The 16,222-nt window shown below is 58.7% G+C and carries 21 protein-coding genes; 10 read left to right on the forward strand and 11 right to left on the reverse strand.

Annotation, left to right across the window (positions count from 1 at the left end):
* Positions 1-138 precede the first annotated feature (138 nt).
* Positions 139-783, forward strand: coding sequence for a phosphatase domain-containing protein (locus ACYZT7_RS01385; protein WP_462039658.1), 645 nt, complete (start codon positions 139-141; stop codon positions 781-783).
* A 9-nt stretch (positions 784-792) separates the two neighbouring features.
* On the opposite strand, the gene ACYZT7_RS01390 is transcribed toward ACYZT7_RS01385, so the two are convergent.
* The 3 genes from ACYZT7_RS01390 to prlC all read right to left on the reverse strand — a co-directional run bounded on the left by ACYZT7_RS01390 (position 793) and on the right by prlC (position 3,509).
* The gene (locus tag ACYZT7_RS01390) at positions 793-1,032 is read right to left on the reverse strand and encodes a hypothetical protein (RefSeq protein WP_462039659.1); all 240 of its coding nucleotides are present in this window, start codon (positions 1,030-1,032) and stop codon (positions 793-795) included.
* Between the two features lie 114 nt (positions 1,033-1,146).
* Complete coding sequence (locus tag ACYZT7_RS01395) at positions 1,147-1,434, reverse strand: YheV family putative zinc ribbon protein (protein WP_059403677.1); 288 nt, start codon at positions 1,432-1,434, stop codon at positions 1,147-1,149.
* The gene (gene prlC, locus ACYZT7_RS01400) at positions 1,431-3,509 is read right to left on the reverse strand and encodes an oligopeptidase A (protein ID WP_462039660.1); all 2,079 of its coding nucleotides are present in this window, start codon (positions 3,507-3,509) and stop codon (positions 1,431-1,433) included. Before prlC ends, ACYZT7_RS01395 begins: the two co-directional genes overlap by 4 nt.
* 62 nt (positions 3,510-3,571) lie before the next feature.
* Here prlC and ACYZT7_RS01405 point away from each other — a divergent pair, with 62 nt between their 5' ends.
* From ACYZT7_RS01405 to ACYZT7_RS01415, 3 genes are all read left to right on the forward strand, one after another.
* Positions 3,572-4,117, forward strand: a complete 546-nt coding sequence (locus ACYZT7_RS01405; protein WP_462039661.1) for a gamma carbonic anhydrase family protein — start codon at positions 3,572-3,574, stop codon at positions 4,115-4,117.
* A 26-nt stretch (positions 4,118-4,143) separates the two neighbouring features.
* Positions 4,144-4,794, forward strand: a complete 651-nt coding sequence (locus tag ACYZT7_RS01410; RefSeq protein ID WP_462039662.1) for an HAD family hydrolase — start codon at positions 4,144-4,146, stop codon at positions 4,792-4,794.
* A gap of 108 nt (positions 4,795-4,902) precedes the next feature.
* Positions 4,903-5,361, forward strand: a complete 459-nt coding sequence (locus ACYZT7_RS01415; RefSeq protein ID WP_462039663.1) for an REP-associated tyrosine transposase — start codon at positions 4,903-4,905, stop codon at positions 5,359-5,361.
* Positions 5,362-5,474: 113 nt separating this feature from the next.
* On the opposite strand, the gene ACYZT7_RS01420 is transcribed toward ACYZT7_RS01415, so the two are convergent.
* Positions 5,475-6,551: an aminopeptidase gene (locus ACYZT7_RS01420; protein ID WP_462039664.1), complete on the reverse strand. Its 1,077-nt coding sequence runs from the start codon at positions 6,549-6,551 to the stop codon at positions 5,475-5,477.
* A 59-nt stretch (positions 6,552-6,610) separates the two neighbouring features.
* Here ACYZT7_RS01420 and ACYZT7_RS01425 point away from each other — a divergent pair, with 59 nt between their 5' ends.
* Positions 6,611-7,033, forward strand: a complete 423-nt coding sequence (locus tag ACYZT7_RS01425; RefSeq protein WP_462039665.1) for a PA0061/PA0062 family lipoprotein — start codon at positions 6,611-6,613, stop codon at positions 7,031-7,033.
* Positions 7,034-7,072: 39 nt separating this feature from the next.
* Positions 7,073-7,495, forward strand: coding sequence for a PA0061/PA0062 family lipoprotein (locus tag ACYZT7_RS01430; protein WP_462039666.1), 423 nt, complete (start codon positions 7,073-7,075; stop codon positions 7,493-7,495).
* Between the two features lie 6 nt (positions 7,496-7,501).
* Here ACYZT7_RS01430 and ACYZT7_RS01435 read toward each other — a convergent pair whose 3' ends face one another.
* Positions 7,502-7,735: a DUF1161 domain-containing protein gene (locus tag ACYZT7_RS01435; protein WP_258698414.1), complete on the reverse strand. Its 234-nt coding sequence runs from the start codon at positions 7,733-7,735 to the stop codon at positions 7,502-7,504.
* A gap of 156 nt (positions 7,736-7,891) precedes the next feature.
* On the reverse strand, positions 7,892-8,323 hold the full coding sequence (locus ACYZT7_RS01440) for an OsmC family protein (protein ID WP_309674352.1): 432 nt from the start codon (positions 8,321-8,323) through the stop codon (positions 7,892-7,894).
* A 241-nt stretch (positions 8,324-8,564) separates the two neighbouring features.
* Between ACYZT7_RS01440 and ACYZT7_RS01445 the strand changes: the two genes are divergently transcribed.
* Positions 8,565-9,566 (forward strand): LLM class flavin-dependent oxidoreductase, encoded by a 1,002-nt coding sequence (locus ACYZT7_RS01445; RefSeq protein WP_462039667.1) that lies wholly within the window; start codon positions 8,565-8,567, stop codon positions 9,564-9,566.
* Between the two features lie 64 nt (positions 9,567-9,630).
* Here ACYZT7_RS01445 and ACYZT7_RS01450 read toward each other — a convergent pair whose 3' ends face one another.
* Both ACYZT7_RS01450 and ACYZT7_RS01455 read right to left on the reverse strand, forming a co-directional pair.
* Positions 9,631-9,855 (reverse strand): DUF1161 domain-containing protein, encoded by a 225-nt coding sequence (locus tag ACYZT7_RS01450; protein ID WP_449644381.1) that lies wholly within the window; start codon positions 9,853-9,855, stop codon positions 9,631-9,633.
* A gap of 122 nt (positions 9,856-9,977) precedes the next feature.
* A complete protein-coding gene (locus ACYZT7_RS01455; RefSeq protein WP_282383060.1) occupies positions 9,978-10,193 on the reverse strand; it encodes a dodecin in 216 nt (71 codons plus the stop codon).
* Positions 10,194-10,348: 155 nt separating this feature from the next.
* Between ACYZT7_RS01455 and ACYZT7_RS01460 the strand changes: the two genes are divergently transcribed.
* Positions 10,349-10,675 carry an ElaB/YgaM/YqjD family protein gene (locus ACYZT7_RS01460; RefSeq protein ID WP_462039668.1) on the forward strand — a complete coding sequence of 109 codons (327 nt, stop codon included), beginning with the start codon at positions 10,349-10,351 and terminating at the stop codon, positions 10,673-10,675.
* Here ACYZT7_RS01460 and ACYZT7_RS01465 read toward each other — a convergent pair.
* The gene (locus tag ACYZT7_RS01465; RefSeq protein WP_462039669.1) at positions 10,672-11,565 is read right to left on the reverse strand and encodes a LysR family transcriptional regulator; all 894 of its coding nucleotides are present in this window, start codon (positions 11,563-11,565) and stop codon (positions 10,672-10,674) included. The two genes, ACYZT7_RS01460 and ACYZT7_RS01465, sit on opposite strands and share 4 nt — an antisense overlap.
* 126 nt (positions 11,566-11,691) lie before the next feature.
* On the opposite strand from ACYZT7_RS01465, the gene trpB reads away from it, so the two are divergent.
* Both trpB and trpA read left to right on the forward strand, forming a co-directional pair.
* Positions 11,692-12,927 carry a tryptophan synthase subunit beta gene (gene trpB, locus ACYZT7_RS01470; protein WP_134421205.1) on the forward strand — a complete coding sequence of 412 codons (1,236 nt, stop codon included), beginning with the start codon at positions 11,692-11,694 and terminating at the stop codon, positions 12,925-12,927.
* On the forward strand, positions 12,927-13,739 hold the full coding sequence (trpA, locus tag ACYZT7_RS01475) for a tryptophan synthase subunit alpha (RefSeq protein ID WP_008152530.1): 813 nt from the start codon (positions 12,927-12,929) through the stop codon (positions 13,737-13,739). Before trpB ends, trpA begins: the two co-directional genes overlap by 1 nt.
* Positions 13,740-13,920: 181 nt before the next feature.
* On the opposite strand, the gene ACYZT7_RS01480 is transcribed toward trpA, so the two are convergent.
* Together ACYZT7_RS01480 and ACYZT7_RS01485 are read right to left on the reverse strand one after the other, a co-directional pair.
* Complete coding sequence (locus ACYZT7_RS01480; protein ID WP_462039670.1) at positions 13,921-15,882, reverse strand: DUF7844 domain-containing protein; 1,962 nt, start codon at positions 15,880-15,882, stop codon at positions 13,921-13,923.
* On the reverse strand, positions 15,879-16,199 hold the full coding sequence (locus ACYZT7_RS01485; RefSeq protein WP_309674344.1) for a DUF2388 domain-containing protein: 321 nt from the start codon (positions 16,197-16,199) through the stop codon (positions 15,879-15,881). Before ACYZT7_RS01485 ends, ACYZT7_RS01480 begins: the two co-directional genes overlap by 4 nt.
* Positions 16,200-16,222 lie beyond the last annotated feature (23 nt).

Below are 16,222 nucleotides of genomic sequence, written 5' to 3' on the forward strand. Positions count from 1 at the left end.
CAGCTAAAAAGCCTCGGTTTGCGACGAAAGCGATCGGCTGATTCACGATTCTTTGACAGACGGCTCGCAGGCCTTTGACCGCTCAGGGTTGAAGCTGGGTGTCAGCTTCCCGCCTCTTCCTGAACGGTCCCTACGAGCATGTCTCTACCGCATTGTATCCCAGCGATTTGCCTGTCGCTGGCCGCACTTTTGAACCTGACGCCGGCCCATGCCGACGACGGTGCGTTGCCCCGACCTGCGGAGTGGGCTCAATCGATCGAGGTGCAATACGACCTCTTCCAAATGTCCCCGACGCTCTATCGCAGCGCATTGCCCGACCGAGGCGCGGTGCCGTTACTGGAAAAACTCAAGGTCGGGACGGTGATCACTTTCCTGCCCGAGTCGGATTCAAGCTGGTTGTCGACGCCGGGTATTGCACAGGTACAGCTGCCCTATCGCACCAACCATGTGGATGACGCGGATGTACTCAAGGCCCTTCGTGCGATCCAGACTGCCGAAGCCATGGGACCGGTGCTGATGCACTGCAAACATGGTTCGGACCGTACTGGCCTGATGGCGGCCATGTACCGGGTCGTGGTGCAAGGCTGGAGCAAGGAAGACGCCATGAACGAAATGACCCAGGGCGGCTTTGGTGACACCACCCATTTCAAGGACGGCGTCCGTTACATGATGCTGGCCGATGCCGACAAGCTCCGTTCCGCGCTGGCCAACGGCGATTGCAGCACAAGTCCGTTCGCCAGCTGTTCGATGAAGAGTTGGTTCAAATCGGCCCATGTCGAGTAAACCGCTGCGTCAGCGGGCAACGGCCTCTGACGAAAGTGCGAAAAGATCTTCGACGATCGGCCGTTCAAGAAACGCTTCCAGGGCGGTCAGCAAGGGGCGCGAATCGCCCGGAGAAAAAACGCCTCGCGAAAGGCTCGCCCTGTTTGCGCATTGAAGACCCAGTCTTGGCGGAAGCGCTTGAAAGCTTGCGCGAACCAGCGAATAAGGCGGCAGATCCCAGGCCTGCAAAAGCGGATGGGTGTCGGGCATGGCGTCGTCCTTGAGTAGAGGCTGGTTTCGGTCAGCCTATAAAGGAAGCGCAGGGCAAAGGTGGTAGATAGATACCACCTTCCAATCTGTTCAGGAGTGGAAGGTGGTGTTGACTCAGTGTTGCTCGTCAGGCTTTTTCTTCAGCTTCGGGTTCGGGAAAAACTGCACGGCCTGAACCTTGGCGTCCGGCACCTTCAGCGCCGAGGTGTTGACCCGCGTGCCCAATTCCTTCGGCACGGACAGGCCTTGTTCATTCAGCGTGTCCGAATAACCGCAGGCCACGCACTCGCGGTGCGGGACTTCGTCTTCGTTCCACATCATCAACTTGTCCGGCTCGCTGCAGGCCGGGCAGACCGCCCCGGCGATAAAGCGTCTTTTGGTAATCACAGGCCCCTCACTCATGCTGCCGCGACCTCACTCAGGCCGCTATGGCGCAAGAGTGCGTCAATCGACGGCGGGCGTCCCCGGAAGTCGATGAACAGCACCATCGGCTCCTGGGAACCACCGCGCGCCAGGATCGCTTCACGGAATGCGCGCCCCGTGTCGGCGTTGAGGACGCCGTCTTCTTCGAACTTCGAGAAGGCATCGGCGGACAGCACTTCAGCCCATTTGTAGCTGTAGTAACCCGCCGCGTAACCGCCGGCGAAGATGTGGGCGAAGCTGTTAGGGAAGCGGTTGTACGCCGGTGGTCGCATGACCGAGACCTCGTCACGCACGCCTTCGAGCACTTGCAGCACGCTGCGACCGTCGCCGTGGGTTGCATGCAATTCGAAGTCGAACAGCGAGAATTCCAATTGGCGAACCATCATCAGGCCGGACTGGAAGTTCTTCGCCGCGAGCATTTTGCCCAGCAGGTCCTGAGGCAGCGGCTCGCCGGTTTCGTAGTGACCGGAGATCAGCGCCAGCCCTTCCGGCTCCCAGCACCAGTTTTCCATGAACTGGCTTGGCAACTCGACCGCGTCCCAGGCCACGCCGTTGATGCCGGACACGCCGGCGTGTTCGACGCGGGTCAGCAGGTGATGCAGGCCATGGCCGAATTCGTGGAACAGGGTGGTGACTTCGTCGTGGGTCAGCAGGGCTGGCTTGCCGCTGTCGGCCGGGGTGAAGTTGCACACCAGGTTCGCCACCGGGCTCTGCAGTACGCCTTCAGCCGTGCGGCGATGGTCGCGGGCGCCGTCCATCCAGGCACCGCCGCGCTTGTTGGCGCGGGCGTAGAGGTCGAAGAAGAAGCGACCGACGTGCCGGCCGTTTTCCTTGATTTCGAACAGGCGAACATCTGGGTGCCAAGTGTCGAAGCCTTTCTGCTCGGCGATTTCGATGCCGTACAGGCGCTGAACGATAGCGAACAGGCCGCCCAGCACTTTGTCGATCGGGAAGTAAGCGCGAAGGGCTTCCTGGGCGACGCTGTAGCGCTGCTCGCGAAGTTTTTCACCGTAGAAACCGCTGTCCCAGCTTTGCAGGTCCGGGCAGCCTTGTTCAGCGGCGTAAGCCTTAAGCTGTTCAAGGTCCTGAGCGGCGAACGGCTTGCTACGCTTGGCCAGATCGCGCAGGAAGCTCAGCACCTGATCGCTGGATTCGGCCATTTTGGTGGCCAGGCTCAGCTCCGAGAAACTGGCGAAACCCAGCAGTTTGGCCAGCTCCTGACGCAGGTCGAGGATTTCTTCCATGACCGGGCCGTTATCGTTCTGACCGGCATTCGGGCCTTGGTCCGACGCACGGGTGCAGTAGGCGGCGTAGACTTCTTCGCGCAGGGCGCGGTCCTGGGCGTAGGTCATCACCGCGTAGTAGCTCGGGAATTCCAGGGTAATCAGGAAGCCTTCCAGGCCTTTGGCCTGTGCGGCCGCGGCCATTTGCGCCTTGGCCGAATCGGTCAGGCCGGCGAGGGCGGCTTCATCGGTGACGTGCTTGGTCCAGGCCTGAGTGGCATCGAGCAGTTGGTTGGAGAAGCGGCTGCCCAGCTCCGACAATTTGCTCTGCACTTCGGCGTAACGCTTTTGCTCGGCCTCTGGCAGGTCGATACCCGACAAACGGAAGTCACGCAGTGAGTGTTCCAGGATAGTTTTCTGCGCGACGTCGAAACCGGCGGCTTCCGGGCTGTTGGCCAGAGCTTCGAAGGCCTCGAACAACTCGCGGTTCTGCCCCAGTTCGGTGGAATAGGCGCTCAAGGCGGGCAGGCAGGATTCGTAGGCTTCGCGCAATTCGGCGCTGTTGCATACGGCATTCAGGTGGCTGACCGGGCTCCAGGCCGCACCCAGTCGATCATTCAGCTCGTCCATCGCCAGCACCAGGCCGGCCCAGGTCGGTTGTTTGCCCTGGGTTTTGAGGATCTCGATAATGGCGGCGCGGTTGTCAGCCAGGATCTGTTCGATGGCCGGTTGCACGTGTTCGGCACGGATCGCCGAGAACGGCGGCAGGTCGTAGGACTGCAAAAGAGGGTTGTTCACGCTCACGGTTGGCACCTTGGCTGGAAGAAACATTGCGCCATCTTAATTACAATCGACGCTCACCGCAGCTATCAGCAAAAGAGAGAGAGCCTATCGTGACCCTTCGCAAGTATCAGAACCACACGCCGCTACTGGGCAAAGGCGCCTTTGTCGACGGTTCGGCGGTGGTGATCGGCGACGTTGAAATCGGCGAAGACAGCTCGGTCTGGCCGCTGACGGTGATTCGTGGCGACATGCACCGCATTCGTATCGGCGCGCGCACCAGCGTGCAGGACGGTTGTGTGCTGCACATCACCCATGCCGGGCCGTTCAATCCCGATGGCTTTGCGTTGCTGATTGGCGACGATGTGACCATTGCTCATAAGGTCATGCTCCACGGCTGCACCGTGGGCAATCGGATTCTGATCGGCATGGGCAGCATCGTCATGGACGGTGCGGTGGTTGACGACGATGTAATCATTGGCGCTGGCAGCCTGGTGCCCCCGGGCAAACGCCTGGAAAGCGGCTTCCTTTATGTGGGCAGCCCGGTGAAGCAGATTCGGCCACTGACTGACAAGGAAAAAGCCTTTTTCACCTACAGCGCGGCGAATTACGTGAAGCTCAAGAATTTGCATCTGGCCGAAGGCTACGACCCGCTCTGACCCTGCGCCCTTATTCAGGATTCAACATGTATTACCAAACCGTATTGTTTGACCTCGATGGCACCCTGACCGACCCGCGCGAGGGCATCACCCGTTCGATCCAGTTCGCCCTGAGCAAACTGGGCATCGATGAGCCCGACCTGAGCAAGCTCGAACACTTCATCGGCCCGCCATTGTTGCAGGCGTTCATGCAGTTCTACGACTTCGACGAATCCAAGGCCTGGGAGGCGGTGAACTTCTATCGCGAACGCTTTAAAGTCACCGGCTTGTACGAGAATCGTGTATTTGATGGCGTCACGCCGCTGCTGGAAACACTCAGCGGGCAAGGGCGACAGCTGTATATCGCCACGTCCAAGCCATGGATTTTTGCCCGGGAAATTGCCCGGCATTTTGACTTCGCCAAGCATTTCAAGGTGATTTACGGCAGCGAACTGGACGGTACCCGGACCAACAAAGTCGAATTGATTGCTCACCTGATGGCCGAAGAAGGCCTGGACCCGGCCAGCACCCTGATGATCGGCGACCGAAAGCACGATTTGATCGGTGCGCGCAGCAACGGGCTGGATGCGGCGGCGGTGGGTTATGGTTTTGGCAGTCGGGAAGAGTTGAGCGCCGAAGCACCGGCCTGGCACTTCGAGACGCTGGAAGAGATGCATCAGGCGTTTTTGCAGCGTTAATCAATACGAAGGCGTCCGCCCAGACACATTCTGAGCAACTGTTCTCACTCCAATCCCTTCTTATCGTCCTAGCCTGAAGACAAAGGCCACGATCAAGGAGGATCATCTTTGCCGGAGTTAAAACATGCTCATCGATTGCGCACTGGACGATATTCGGAGTCTGGACAGATTTACCTATTGACGGCCGTGGTTTTGAATCGAGAGCCGTTGTTTCACGACTTCAAGAATGGTCGATTGGTGGTAGACGCCTTTAGAAAGGCTGAGCGAGAAGGGTTTGCAACATCGTTAGCCTGGGTCGTTATGCCTGATCATTTTCATTGGCTGATCGAGTTGCAGAACACTCAACTGCCCAAGTTGATGGCGCGGACCAAATCACGCATTGCGGTGACGCTCAATCGCTCGATTGGACGTCAAGGTCCGGTTTGGCAGCACGGTTATCACGACCGCGGCCTGCGCAAAGAGGAGGGTTTAGAGGCAGTTGCTCGATACATCGTCGCCAATCCGTTGCGAGCAGGTTTGGTTGAGCGGGTAGGAGATTACCCGTTGTGGGATGCTATTTGGTTGTGACATTGGAGACGCCTTCGCGGGCAAGCCTCGCTCCTACGGGTGATCCGACGATGTAATGAACCCTCGTAGGAGCGAGGCTTGCCCGCGAAGAGGCCCGTCCTGTTACCGCAAGTCTACGATCCAGCCAATGACTTCAGCGTCGCCTTGCGCTCATCACCCGGCAACGCGCCTAGCTTCTCGACTGCCGCATAAAACCTCACCCAATCCCCTCCCTCCTGTCTGAACAACGTCGCAAACGCCGGCACCCATTGGTCGTACAGCCCAAACGGCAACAGCCGGGCATTGTTCATCGGCGCATTGATCCACGCGTCATAACGTTTGTCCCCGGCCCACTGGCTATCGCGTAACTTCCGGTATTCACCCCGCAAGCGCTCGAACTCGGCGGCTTTTCGCTGGCGCATCGGGTCGGCGGCCAGGGGCAGGGTGTACAGCTGTTCAAGTCGCGTGCGGGTCTCCAGAACCAATTGAAGGAACTGGTCCCGTTGCTGCACCTGCGCGCCGCTGTCTGGCGCCAGGCCGCGGAATGCACGCCATTGGCGGGTGCCTTCCTGTTCGACGAAGGTGGCGAAAGACTCATTGAATTCGGTGTCGTCTTTTACATAAAAGCGTTGATGCGCCAGTTCATGGAAGATCAGCGTGGCCAATCGTTCGTCGCCCCAGCCCATCATCGAACTGATGATCGGATCGTTGAACCAGCCGAGCGTCGAATAAGCCTCGACGCCACCGATCGACACGTCCATACCTTGCAGTCGTTGCAATGCTGCCTCACCGCGGGCCGCGCTCTGACTGTAATAGCCGCGATAGGCGACGCAACCAGCGATCGGGAAGCAATGGTTCTGCGGCGTCAGTGAAAACTCCGGTGTGGCGAAGACATTCCAGACTACGAACGGCCGGCCAATGTCGGCGTACAAACGGTAACTCTGGTTATCCGGCAGATGCAGGTGTTGGCTGGCGAACGTGCGGGCCTCTTGCGAGTGAGTCAGGTGCGCACGCAATTGCTGATCGCGACCGGGATCGGCAATCACTGTGGAAACCGGCTCCCGTGCCCGCAGCAATTGCAGCTGACCACTGGCCAGTTGGCCGTAATAGCTGACGCCGGCGCAACCGTTGAGCAACAATAACAACACACCCGGAAACAAAATGCGTAAAACGCGATCAAGTAACCCAAGGCTTGGAAGCGGCTTGATCAAAATGAATCATCCCTGGAGAGTCTGCCCGCAAGACTATCCCGCCTGACTGGAGCTCCGCTATGCGCACGTTGTTGCTGACAGGAAGCCTGCTGATGCTGGCAGGTTGTGCTGGATTCGGATTACCCCCCCATGATCCGGCTCAAGCGTGGATCGACCTGGATTCGAAGCAGGAAGACACCGCGCTGCAAGCGCTGGAAGTCGATGACAAGGCTTCTACCGACAAGCGCTATTTCGAGGTTCAGCCGGGTAGCCATGAGTTGACGGTTCGTTATCAATTCCCGGTCGCGCCAACCAACATCGGACCCGACGCCGAGCCACTATGGCGTGACTGCCAGTTGAACGTGAAATTCAAGGACTTCAACGCTGGCGAGCGGTATCAGCTGCAGGCGGGGAATATCGGTTTTCGGCCGTGGGCCAAACTCTACGATCAGCAGCGTAAAGTGATTGGCCAAGGCGTACCGGCAGGCTGCCGACGCACCTGATCAGCGCTATGCTGAATGACAATCCTTGGGACATTCATCATGCGCAGGCTAATGCTGTTACTGACCGCAAGCGTAGTTGCTGGCTGCACAAGTCCGTTGCCGGCAGTCAATCCGCAGATGGCGTGGGTCGACTTTTCTACGCCATTCCCCAACGATAAGTTGCTGATGGCGGAGCGACTGGACAATCAGCGAATGCGCGATGGGCGTTTTTTCCAGGTCACGCCGGGCAGCCATGAGCTGGTTGTCAGATTCGACTTTGAAGTGCCCGGTGGTGGAGGCATGCGCATGATGAGCGACCCCACGGAACGCTTGTGCTACCTGACCATCAACTACGATCATTTCGAAGCCGGCCAGCGTTATGTGCTCGAAGGCCGTTCGATAGCGTTCACCCCCGGCGCCCGGTTGTACAACGCCAAGCGTGAAATCGTCGCTGAAGATCGAGAGTCCTATTGCCTCATGTGAGGTGAATCAGCGGTCGTTCTTCTGGTAGATGATTTTCTTCGTGCCGCCTTCGCACGAGCCAACGACCATATTCTGATCGTGTACTTCGTCGTTGGTGACGATTTCCAGCGTGTAGGACGAGACGTTATTAGCCTGAATCTTGGCTTCAATCTCGGCCTTGAGTTCTTCACAGGATTTCGGTGCCGCCAGGGCCGATGTGGCCAGCGCGCAACAGATAACCGCCAAGGCAAAACGTTTCATGGTTGAAGCTCCTTTGAGGCAGCGCGCACGGTAATGCGCTTTAGCTGCTGTCATTTATTCGACCACAATCTCGCCAGCCAGGTTTTGTTTCAGCGCAAAAAAGATCGCAGCCCGCCGAGGCTGCGATCTTTTATCGGGCAGCGCGAAAACCCACTATCAGCCGACCAATGTTGCATCCAGGCTGATTTTCGCATTCAGCACTTTGGAAACCGGGCAACCTTCTTTGGCTTTATTGCTCAGTTCCTCAAATTGAGCCTGAGTTGCCCCAGGAATCTTCGCTTTGAGGATCAATTTCACTGCCGTGATCGCAAAACCGCCGTCCACCTGGTCCAGGGTGACTTCGGCATTGGTATCGATGCTGTCAGCCTTGAGACCGGCATCGCCGAGAATCATCGAAAACGCCATGGAGAAGCAGCCCGCGTGCGCTGCGCCGATCAGCTCTTCCGGATTGGTGCCCTTGCCGCCTTCGAAACGGGCCTTGAAGCCGTAGGGCGCTTCTCTGAGGACACCGGTTTCCGTGGAAATCGAGCCGATGCCGGTTTTCAGGTCACCTTCCCAATGAGCCGATGCTTTCTTCGTAATAGCCATGTCTGCCTCCTCAAGATCCGGCGCGAAGCGTCGCGCCTTTGTGGTTTTCGGTTGCTAGGGTTCTGAGGATAGACCGTGGTGCAAAGTTCACCTCATCTGATCGGTCCTCTTATTTCGTAGGAATTTTGGCTCTGCTATTGAAACTCGGGTATATGCCCTCATTGCATAAAACACGCTTATAGATTCGGCAGGTTTTCGTTTGTAAGAAAAAACCTGCGCCCTCAATTGGAGAAGCAGGTTTATGAAACGACTGTCCGATATCAAGTTCTCGACCCTCGATCTGGTGCCCGTGCGGGAGAACGGCAGCGCGGCCCAGTCGCTGCGCAATTCCCTGGATCTGGCGCAGCACGTCGAAAAATTCGGCTACAACCGCTTCTGGGTTGCCGAGCACCACAACATGGACGGCATTGCCAGTTCCGCAACCTCGGTACTGCTGGGCTACCTGGCCGGCGGCACTTCGACTATTCGTGTCGGTTCCGGTGGCGTGATGCTGCCCAACCATGCGCCACTGGTGATCGCCGAGCAGTTCGGCACCCTCGAAAGCCTTTATCCGGGGCGGATAGATCTGGGGCTGGGGCGCGCACCCGGTTCTGATCAGATGACCGCTCGCGCGCTGCGCCGTGAACGCTCCGGCAGCGCCGACGAGTTCCCGGAAGACGTGGCGGAGCTGATGCGCTACCTCGGCCCGCGCACCCCGGACCAGCGGATCATCGCAATGCCAGGTACGGGCACCCATGTCCCGGTCTGGCTGCTGGGCTCCAGCTTGTTCAGTGCACAACTGGCCGGTGAACGTGGTTTGCCCTACGCCTTCGCTTCACATTTCGCACCGCGCTTCATGCATGAGGCCATTCGCGTCTATCGCAATCACTTCAAGCCTTCAGCAATATTGGATAAGCCCTACGTAATGCTCGGTGTGCCCTTGGTGGCTGCCGACACCGACGAGCATGCCGATTATCTGGCGACCTCGGTCTATCAGCGCATCCTGGCGTTGATGCGTGGCCAGAGCCTGGTGCAACGTCCCCCGGTAAAAACCATGGACGGCCTGTGGCTGCCTCATGAAAAAGAAGCCGTCGGCGATTTCCTTGGCCTGGCGATGGTTGGCAGTCCGCAGAAAATCCGCGCAAAACTGGAAGTGCTGATCGAGCAGACCCAGGCGGACGAGCTGATTTTCACCTGCGACCTGTACGAACATGCCGATCGCGTGCACTCCTATGAGCTGCTGGCGCAGGTCATGAAGGGCTGACATTCAAATAACGAGCACAAAAAAGCCGACGTCATTGCGTCGGCTTTTTCATTTTAGAGGGAGGTCAGCCCTGCTTGTAGACGATTTGCTTGGTGCCTTTTTCACAGGTGCCGACGACTTTCCCGTCAGCAGCAGTGCCTTTATCTACGATTTCCAGTGAATAATTGGAAATACCTTTGGCATCCAGCTTCGCGGCGATATCGGCTTTCAGCTCTTCGCATGGCTTGCCGTGAGCAAAGGCTGTTCCTGCAAGACTCAACAAACCTACCGCCAAAATAAAATACTTCATCGATCGCATTCCCTGGTCGGATCAATAGGGGCACCCAGCGATCAGCCGGATGTACATATGTAGCGCTTTGCCATTCCCTATGGCGCTCGGCCAGCGCGCAATTTCCGAAGATTAGCTCAAACTCAGCTAGTGGCAATCCGGAACCCGACTTTGAGCGTCACCTGGAAGTGTGCAGCCTTGCCGTCCTTGATGTGCCCGCGGGTTTCGGTCACTTCAAACCATTCCAGGTGCTTGATGCTTTTATTGGCTTCGGCCAGAGCGTTGTTGATGGCGTCTTCAATGCTGCTGGTGGACGAGCCAACCAGTTCGACTTTCTTGTAGGTGTGATGATCAGTCATGGCGTTCTCCTCAGGGTGTGAAATACAGCCTAGCAGTGATTTTTCGTATTACTTCTGTCGGCCAGTCCGACGCAGAAGTTCAGATTTACTGCACTTTCTCGAACCCCTGAAGTCCCAACCAACACACGCAACTCAATCAATGCAGGAGAGCCACCATGGCCAACACCTCTTTACGTAAAGCCTCATTGCAAAGCATGGAAGCCGAGATCGAGAGTCTGCTGAAATCTTTGGAAAATTTGAAAGACGACGCCTCGGACGAGTCGCGTAAAACCCTTAAAGCGTTGAAAAGCAACGCCGAAAACGCGCTGAAGCATTCGCGCCACCTGCTCAGCGATGCGTACGAAGAAGTCAAAGTCAAAACCCGTGAAACCGGGATTGCCTCGCGGGACTACGCCCAGGAACACCCTTGGACTACAGCGGGTGTCGCCGTCGGTGCATTGGGTCTGCTCGCGGCTTATCTGCTATGCAAACGCGGTGACTAATCCGTCTGGCGCAGCTCGTTTTTGAGCCACTGCGCCAGTTGCCGAGCGCGGCCGTCCGCGGCGCGTTGGGGTAGCCACAACGCCAGTTGCGCCGGGGTTTCACTGAAGCCCCAAGGCGCAACCAGGCGACCGGCCTTCAAGTCCTCGGCCACCAGCGGTTCAGGGGCAATCGCCACACCCAGCCCGGCCACTGCAGCCTCCAGCAAATAATACAAATGCTCGAAACCCTGACCGTACTTCAACGCCTTGGCGTCGAGGCCGCTTTGTTGTGCCCAACTCGGCCAGGCCTGTGGGCGAGAGGTGGTGTGAAGTAATGGCTCGTTCAGCAGCGCTGTGGGCGGTGCGTCTTGCAGGCGTTCGTAGCCCGCAAATCTTGGGCTCATGACCGGGCCGATGCGTTCGCTCGCCAACTCATACACCTGCATGTCCGCTGGCCAAGGTGGCTCGGCAAACACCAGCAAGGCGTCCAGTCCCGGGCGACGTGGATCGAGATCACCCTCGCCAGCCGACAGGTGCAGGCGCAGGTCCGGCAGGTCGGTATTCAGCCGTCCCAACCTGGGAATAAACCAGCGTGCCAACAAGCTGCCCGAGCAACCCAGTACGAACGGTGCATCGGCGGTGCTTTGGGTCAGCTCCGCACAAACAGTCCGTAAACGCTCGAACGCCTCGCCGCTGGCATCGCGCAAACGAATGCCGGCATCTGTGAGTTTAAGGCCGCGGCCTTCCTTGATGAACAGGCTCACGCCCAGGTGTTCTTCAAGCACCTTGAGTTGCCGGCTGACTGCACCATGGGTGACGTGCAGCTGTTCGGCCGCCTTGCTGACGCTATTCAGGCGGGCAGTCGCTTCGAAGGCCCGAAGGGCGTTCAACGGGGGAAGGTCATGACTCATGATATCTGTGAGTTTTCCTGACAGGTTGCAGCGATCTTATCGGTTTTCAGCCTGAGGCGTCAGGGGTAGAGTGAAGCCCACTCTCTCTTCAAAAGCATCATCCCACGCATTCAACTGGAGCGACCCATGACCCAGACTAATCTGCGCAACGGCCCCGACGCCAACGGCCTGTTTGGCGCGTTCGGCGGCCGTTACGTCGCCGAAACCCTGATGCCGTTGATCCTCGATCTGGCCCGTGAATACGAATTGGCCAAGGATGATCCTGCATTCAAAGAAGAATTGGCCTACTTCCAGCGCGACTACGTAGGTCGCCCAAGCCCACTGTACTTTGCCGAACGTCTGACAGAGTTCTGCGGCGGCGCGAAGATTTACCTCAAGCGCGAAGAGCTGAACCACACCGGCGCGCACAAGATCAACAACTGCATCGGCCAGATTCTGCTGGCGCGGCGCATGGGCAAGAAACGCATCATCGCCGAGACCGGTGCTGGCATGCACGGCGTGGCGACCGCCACCGTGGCTGCGCGTTTTGGCCTCGACTGCGTGATCTACATGGGCACCACTGACATCGAGCGTCAGCAGGCCAACGTATTTCGCATGAAGCTGCTGGGCGCCGAAGTGATCCCGGTCGTGGCCGGTACCGGTACCCTGAAAGATGCGATGAACGAAGCCCTGCGTGACTGGGTGACCAACGTCGACAGCACCTTCTACCTGATTGGCACTGTGGCCGGTCCGCACCCTTATCCTGCGATGGTTCGCGACTTCCAGGCCGTTATCGGCAAAGAAACCCGTACTCAACTGCAAGACCAGGAAGGTCGTTTGCCGGACAGCCTGGTGGCGTGCATCGGTGGCGGTTCCAACGCCATGGGCCTGTTCCACCCGTTCCTCGACGACAAGAGCGTCGAGATCATCGGCGTTGAAGCCGCCGGTTACGGTATTGAAACCGGCAAGCACGCAGCCAGCCTGAACGGCGGCGTACCGGGCGTGCTGCACGGTAACCGGACCTTCTTGCTGCAGGACGACGATGGCCAGATCATCGACGCTCACTCGATCTCCGCTGGCCTCGACTACCCAGGTATCGGACCGGAACACGCCTGGTTGCACGACATCGGCCGCGTGCAGTACACCTCGGTGACCGACGACGAAGCCCTCGACGCGTTCCACAAATGCTGCCGTCTGGAAGGGATTATTCCTGCACTGGAAAGCGCTCATGCCCTGGCCGAAGTGTTCAAGCGCGCACCGACCCTGCCGAAAGATCACCTGATGGTGGTCAACCTGTCCGGTCGCGGCGACAAAGACATGCAAACCGTGATGCACCACATGGAACACTCTCAACAAGAGCAGTCCAAGCAGGAGAAACACTGATGAGCCGCCTGCAAACGCGTTTTGCCGAACTCAAGGAACAGAATCGTGCCGCCCTGGTGACCTTCGTGACCGCTGGCGACCCGAGCTATGACACCTCTCTGGCGATCCTCAAAGGCCTGCCTGGCGCCGGTGCCGACGTGATCGAGTTGGGCATGCCCTTCACGGATCCGATGGCCGATGGCCCGGCAATCCAGTTGGCCAACATCCGCGCCCTCGGCGCCAAGCAGAACCTGGCGAAAACCCTGCAAATGGTTCGTGAGTTCCGTGAAGGCAATACCGAGACGCCGCTGGTGCTGATGGGTTACTTCAACCCGATCCACATGTACGGCGTGCCGCGCTTCATCGCCGACGCCAAAGAGGCCGGCGTTGACGGTCTGATCGTGGTCGACTTGCCGCCGGAGCATAACGGCGAGCTGTGCGACCCCGCTCAGGCTGCCGGCCTGGACTTCATCCGTCTGACCACCCCGACGACTGATGATGTGCGCCTGCCGACTGTCCTGAACGGCAGCTCTGGCTTCGTCTATTACGTGTCTGTTGCCGGTGTGACCGGTGCGGGCGCGGCGACGCTGGAGCATGTTGAAGAAGCCGTTGCACGTCTGCGTCGCCATACCGATCTGCCGATCAGCATCGGTTTCGGTATTCGTACACCGGAGCAAGCGGCGTCCATCGCGCGTCTGGCTGATGGCGTGGTGGTGGGTTCGGCGTTGATCGATCACATCGCCAATGCCTCGACGCCGGATCAGGCAGTTGATGGTGTGTTGAGCCTTTGCTCGGCGCTGGCAGACGGTGTGCGTAAAGCCCGCGTCAGCTGAAGGTAAAGTTCCTGATAGAGAGGAATTAGAGCCTCGCGGCACAGACTAAACAGCAAGACCGAGGGCTTCAGGACTACGTTCTGAAGCCCTTTTTGCTGTATGTGCAGTGAGGAAAGGCCCGATGAAAATGCCGAACCGAACGCAGCCTTCGGCAGCGGCTACAAGTCCTGCGGTGTTTCTATCATGGCAGCTCCAACCCGCCCGCAGCCTTGTGCAACTTCCTCAGATGCTCGCCGACCTGCTTCAGGTTGGCTTCATTGGCGGCCATCTCGGCCGCACGGCTCGGTTCGAGCAGCGCTCTCACCTCTTTGTCCAGATCGCCTGTCAGCGCCTGAAGCTGCTTCTGCCGCAGGCTGCTTTCCGACTCGAGACGCTGCCACTCACTCGGCTGCGGCAATCCATAACCCCCGGTGCCAAGCAGCTCCGCCGGACGGCTGAGGAATCCGCTGTTGGCAAGAATTTGCTGCAAGGTCGCGTTGGCTTTGTCCATGCCGCCGTTTTTCAATTCCCGAGCGCCCAGATAGCGCTGCTTAACTTCGTCCTGGGCCAACACCAATTGTTGGCGGAAGGCTGCCTGCTCCAACAACAGCAATGCTGCGCTGGTGCGCAAGTCGGCTTGGTCGATCCATTGCCGACGCTCCTCAGCTTTTAAGGCGAGCCAGTCTTCGACCTTTTCCTGCTTGATCGGCAAGTGCTTCTTCAGCACTTCGAACATCGCTTGATAACGATCGCGGAAGGAGTCGAAACGATAACCCAGACGCAGCGCTTCGCGGGGATCATTCAGCACGCTGGTGTCCGCCAGTCCGCGGCCCTTGAGCACTTCCAGCAAACCGTTGGGCATGATGCTGTCCAACCCGACCAGTTTTGTGTTGTTGGTGCTGCTACGCAGTAACTTCAGGCCCTCTACCGCGCAGTTATTGGACAGGAAGAAGTAGTTGCCGTCGTAACTCCAGTGCATTTCGGCGGCGTGTTCCACCACGTCTTCGATCTCGCTGCGCGACAGGTTCAGCGGCACCGAGGCCAGGCTGCGCAGTTCGGTCTTGGTGTATTCGTCGATCACCTGGGCCAGCGGCAGGACAAACAGGCGCGACGGATACTTGCCCACCAGTCCGTCCCAACTCGACAGCTGTACGTCACCGACAAAGGCGCGGTAGGACAACACCAGATGCTGATCCAGATCGAGCCGGCAATCCGGACCACGTGGCCGGCCGGGTGCACAGATCACCAACCGCAACATGCTGTGGCCCCAGCGGCTGACCCAGTTCTGGTTGGCTTCAGCCAGCAGATAGTCGACGGCGTAAACCCGTTCCGGATCGACCTTGCCCAGTGGCGTTTTGGCGAAATCATTGCCGGCATTGAGGAAGGAGAAGGTTTTGCCACATGCGTCTTTAGCGGTGGGCGCCCAGCCGAAATGGTCTTTGTAGTAGCGGTACAGCGCAGGGCGACGGCAGGCGTAGCTCGGGTCCAGGAGGAAATACTCCATGTTGACCGCGACAAATTCCTTGGGGCTGCTCGTTTCGTAAATGTCCGGGCTACGGGCAATTTGCCGGTTATGTTGTTCGCGCTCGCCGCGGCGGCCAACGTACTGCGGCCAGCCGGCGAGGTCGAGCAGGCGCGGGTCATCACTGAGGGTAAAACGCCGTGCTGATTGGCCGCGGCATTGATCCGGGATACCCACCAGTCCCGAGCTGCTGTTGCGCCGGGTGCAGCGCTGAATCAGCGTGCGCTCTGCGTCTGGCCACAGGCGCGAGCGGTCATAGATGTGGGTAAGTTCGTGCAACACGGTGGCCAGCATTTCGCGGCGCACGGTGCCATGGGGACGATAGGTCTTCTTGGTCGCGGCGCTGCCGTCAGTGAGGCTCACAAGCAAGTTGCGATTCAGATCGAGCTCGGACACCAGCGATGCCTGACCGTAAGCGTTGCTCGGCATGTCATCGGTCCAGCCGACGTCGATGCGTCGGTCGAGCTGCTCGATGAACCGCGGCGGCAGGGCCTGCATAGCTTCATCGAGCAACGCCTGACTGGCCTGCTGTTGAGTGGGGCTGAGGCCCTCGGTCTTGAGCCTTAATTGCAAGTCAGCCTGGGCCGTATTGCCGAGCAGCAACATGACCCCCGCCAACAGCCAGGCGCCTGGCGACCTCACAGTGCGAGGATGGCTTCGGCGAGAACCTGATCACTGGCGTCGCGGGCTTCTGGTACGCGGGTGCGCAACGTGTTGAAGGCCGCTTCCAGGTGCGCGCCACGAATCTCGCCATCGCTGGCGACGAAGCTGGCCGCATCGTCGTGGGCTTCACGAACGATCTTCGAGTCACGGATGGATGTCGTGGTATCGGAAGTGAAATCAAGCGTGCGTTGGGTGGCATTGATGATGATGTTACTGGTGGCGACCAGAGTGTGCGCCTGGGCAACATCGGCCAATAACAGAAGGCCAAGGGCGGCAACAATCAGAGGGCTACGCATGGAACGACTCCGCAAGGACAAGG

Source organism: Pseudomonas sp. RT4P38, from assembly GCF_054897765.1.

What these genes read in the sequence shown, in the direction of transcription:
- ACYZT7_RS01455 (WP_282383060.1), bottom strand. Translation starts at nt 10,193, where the DNA reads ATGACTGATCATCACACCTACAAGAAAGTCGAACTGGTTGGCTCGTCC.
- ACYZT7_RS01410 (WP_462039662.1), top strand. Translation starts at nt 4,144, where the DNA reads ATGTATTACCAAACCGTATTGTTTGACCTCGATGGCACCCTGACCGAC.
- ACYZT7_RS01430 (WP_462039666.1), top strand. Translation starts at nt 7,073, where the DNA reads ATGCGCAGGCTAATGCTGTTACTGACCGCAAGCGTAGTTGCTGGCTGC.
- ACYZT7_RS01445 (WP_462039667.1), top strand. Translation starts at nt 8,565, where the DNA reads ATGAAACGACTGTCCGATATCAAGTTCTCGACCCTCGATCTGGTGCCC.
- ACYZT7_RS01440 (WP_309674352.1), bottom strand. Translation starts at nt 8,323, where the DNA reads ATGGCTATTACGAAGAAAGCATCGGCTCATTGGGAAGGTGACCTGAAA.
- ACYZT7_RS01425 (WP_462039665.1), top strand. Translation starts at nt 6,611, where the DNA reads ATGCGCACGTTGTTGCTGACAGGAAGCCTGCTGATGCTGGCAGGTTGT.
- ACYZT7_RS01385 (WP_462039658.1), top strand. Translation starts at nt 139, where the DNA reads ATGTCTCTACCGCATTGTATCCCAGCGATTTGCCTGTCGCTGGCCGCA.
- prlC (WP_462039660.1), bottom strand. Translation starts at nt 3,509, where the DNA reads ATGTTTCTTCCAGCCAAGGTGCCAACCGTGAGCGTGAACAACCCTCTT.
- ACYZT7_RS01435 (WP_258698414.1), bottom strand. Translation starts at nt 7,735, where the DNA reads ATGAAACGTTTTGCCTTGGCGGTTATCTGTTGCGCGCTGGCCACATCG.
- trpB (WP_134421205.1), top strand. Translation starts at nt 11,692, where the DNA reads ATGACCCAGACTAATCTGCGCAACGGCCCCGACGCCAACGGCCTGTTT.
- trpA (WP_008152530.1), top strand. Translation starts at nt 12,927, where the DNA reads ATGAGCCGCCTGCAAACGCGTTTTGCCGAACTCAAGGAACAGAATCGT.
- ACYZT7_RS01395 (WP_059403677.1), bottom strand. Translation starts at nt 1,434, where the DNA reads ATGAGTGAGGGGCCTGTGATTACCAAAAGACGCTTTATCGCCGGGGCG.
- ACYZT7_RS01390 (WP_462039659.1), bottom strand. Translation starts at nt 1,032, where the DNA reads ATGCCCGACACCCATCCGCTTTTGCAGGCCTGGGATCTGCCGCCTTAT.
- ACYZT7_RS01465 (WP_462039669.1), bottom strand. Translation starts at nt 11,565, where the DNA reads ATGAGTCATGACCTTCCCCCGTTGAACGCCCTTCGGGCCTTCGAAGCG.
- ACYZT7_RS01485 (WP_309674344.1), bottom strand. Translation starts at nt 16,199, where the DNA reads ATGCGTAGCCCTCTGATTGTTGCCGCCCTTGGCCTTCTGTTATTGGCC.
- ACYZT7_RS01460 (WP_462039668.1), top strand. Translation starts at nt 10,349, where the DNA reads ATGGCCAACACCTCTTTACGTAAAGCCTCATTGCAAAGCATGGAAGCC.
- ACYZT7_RS01450 (WP_449644381.1), bottom strand. Translation starts at nt 9,855, where the DNA reads ATGAAGTATTTTATTTTGGCGGTAGGTTTGTTGAGTCTTGCAGGAACA.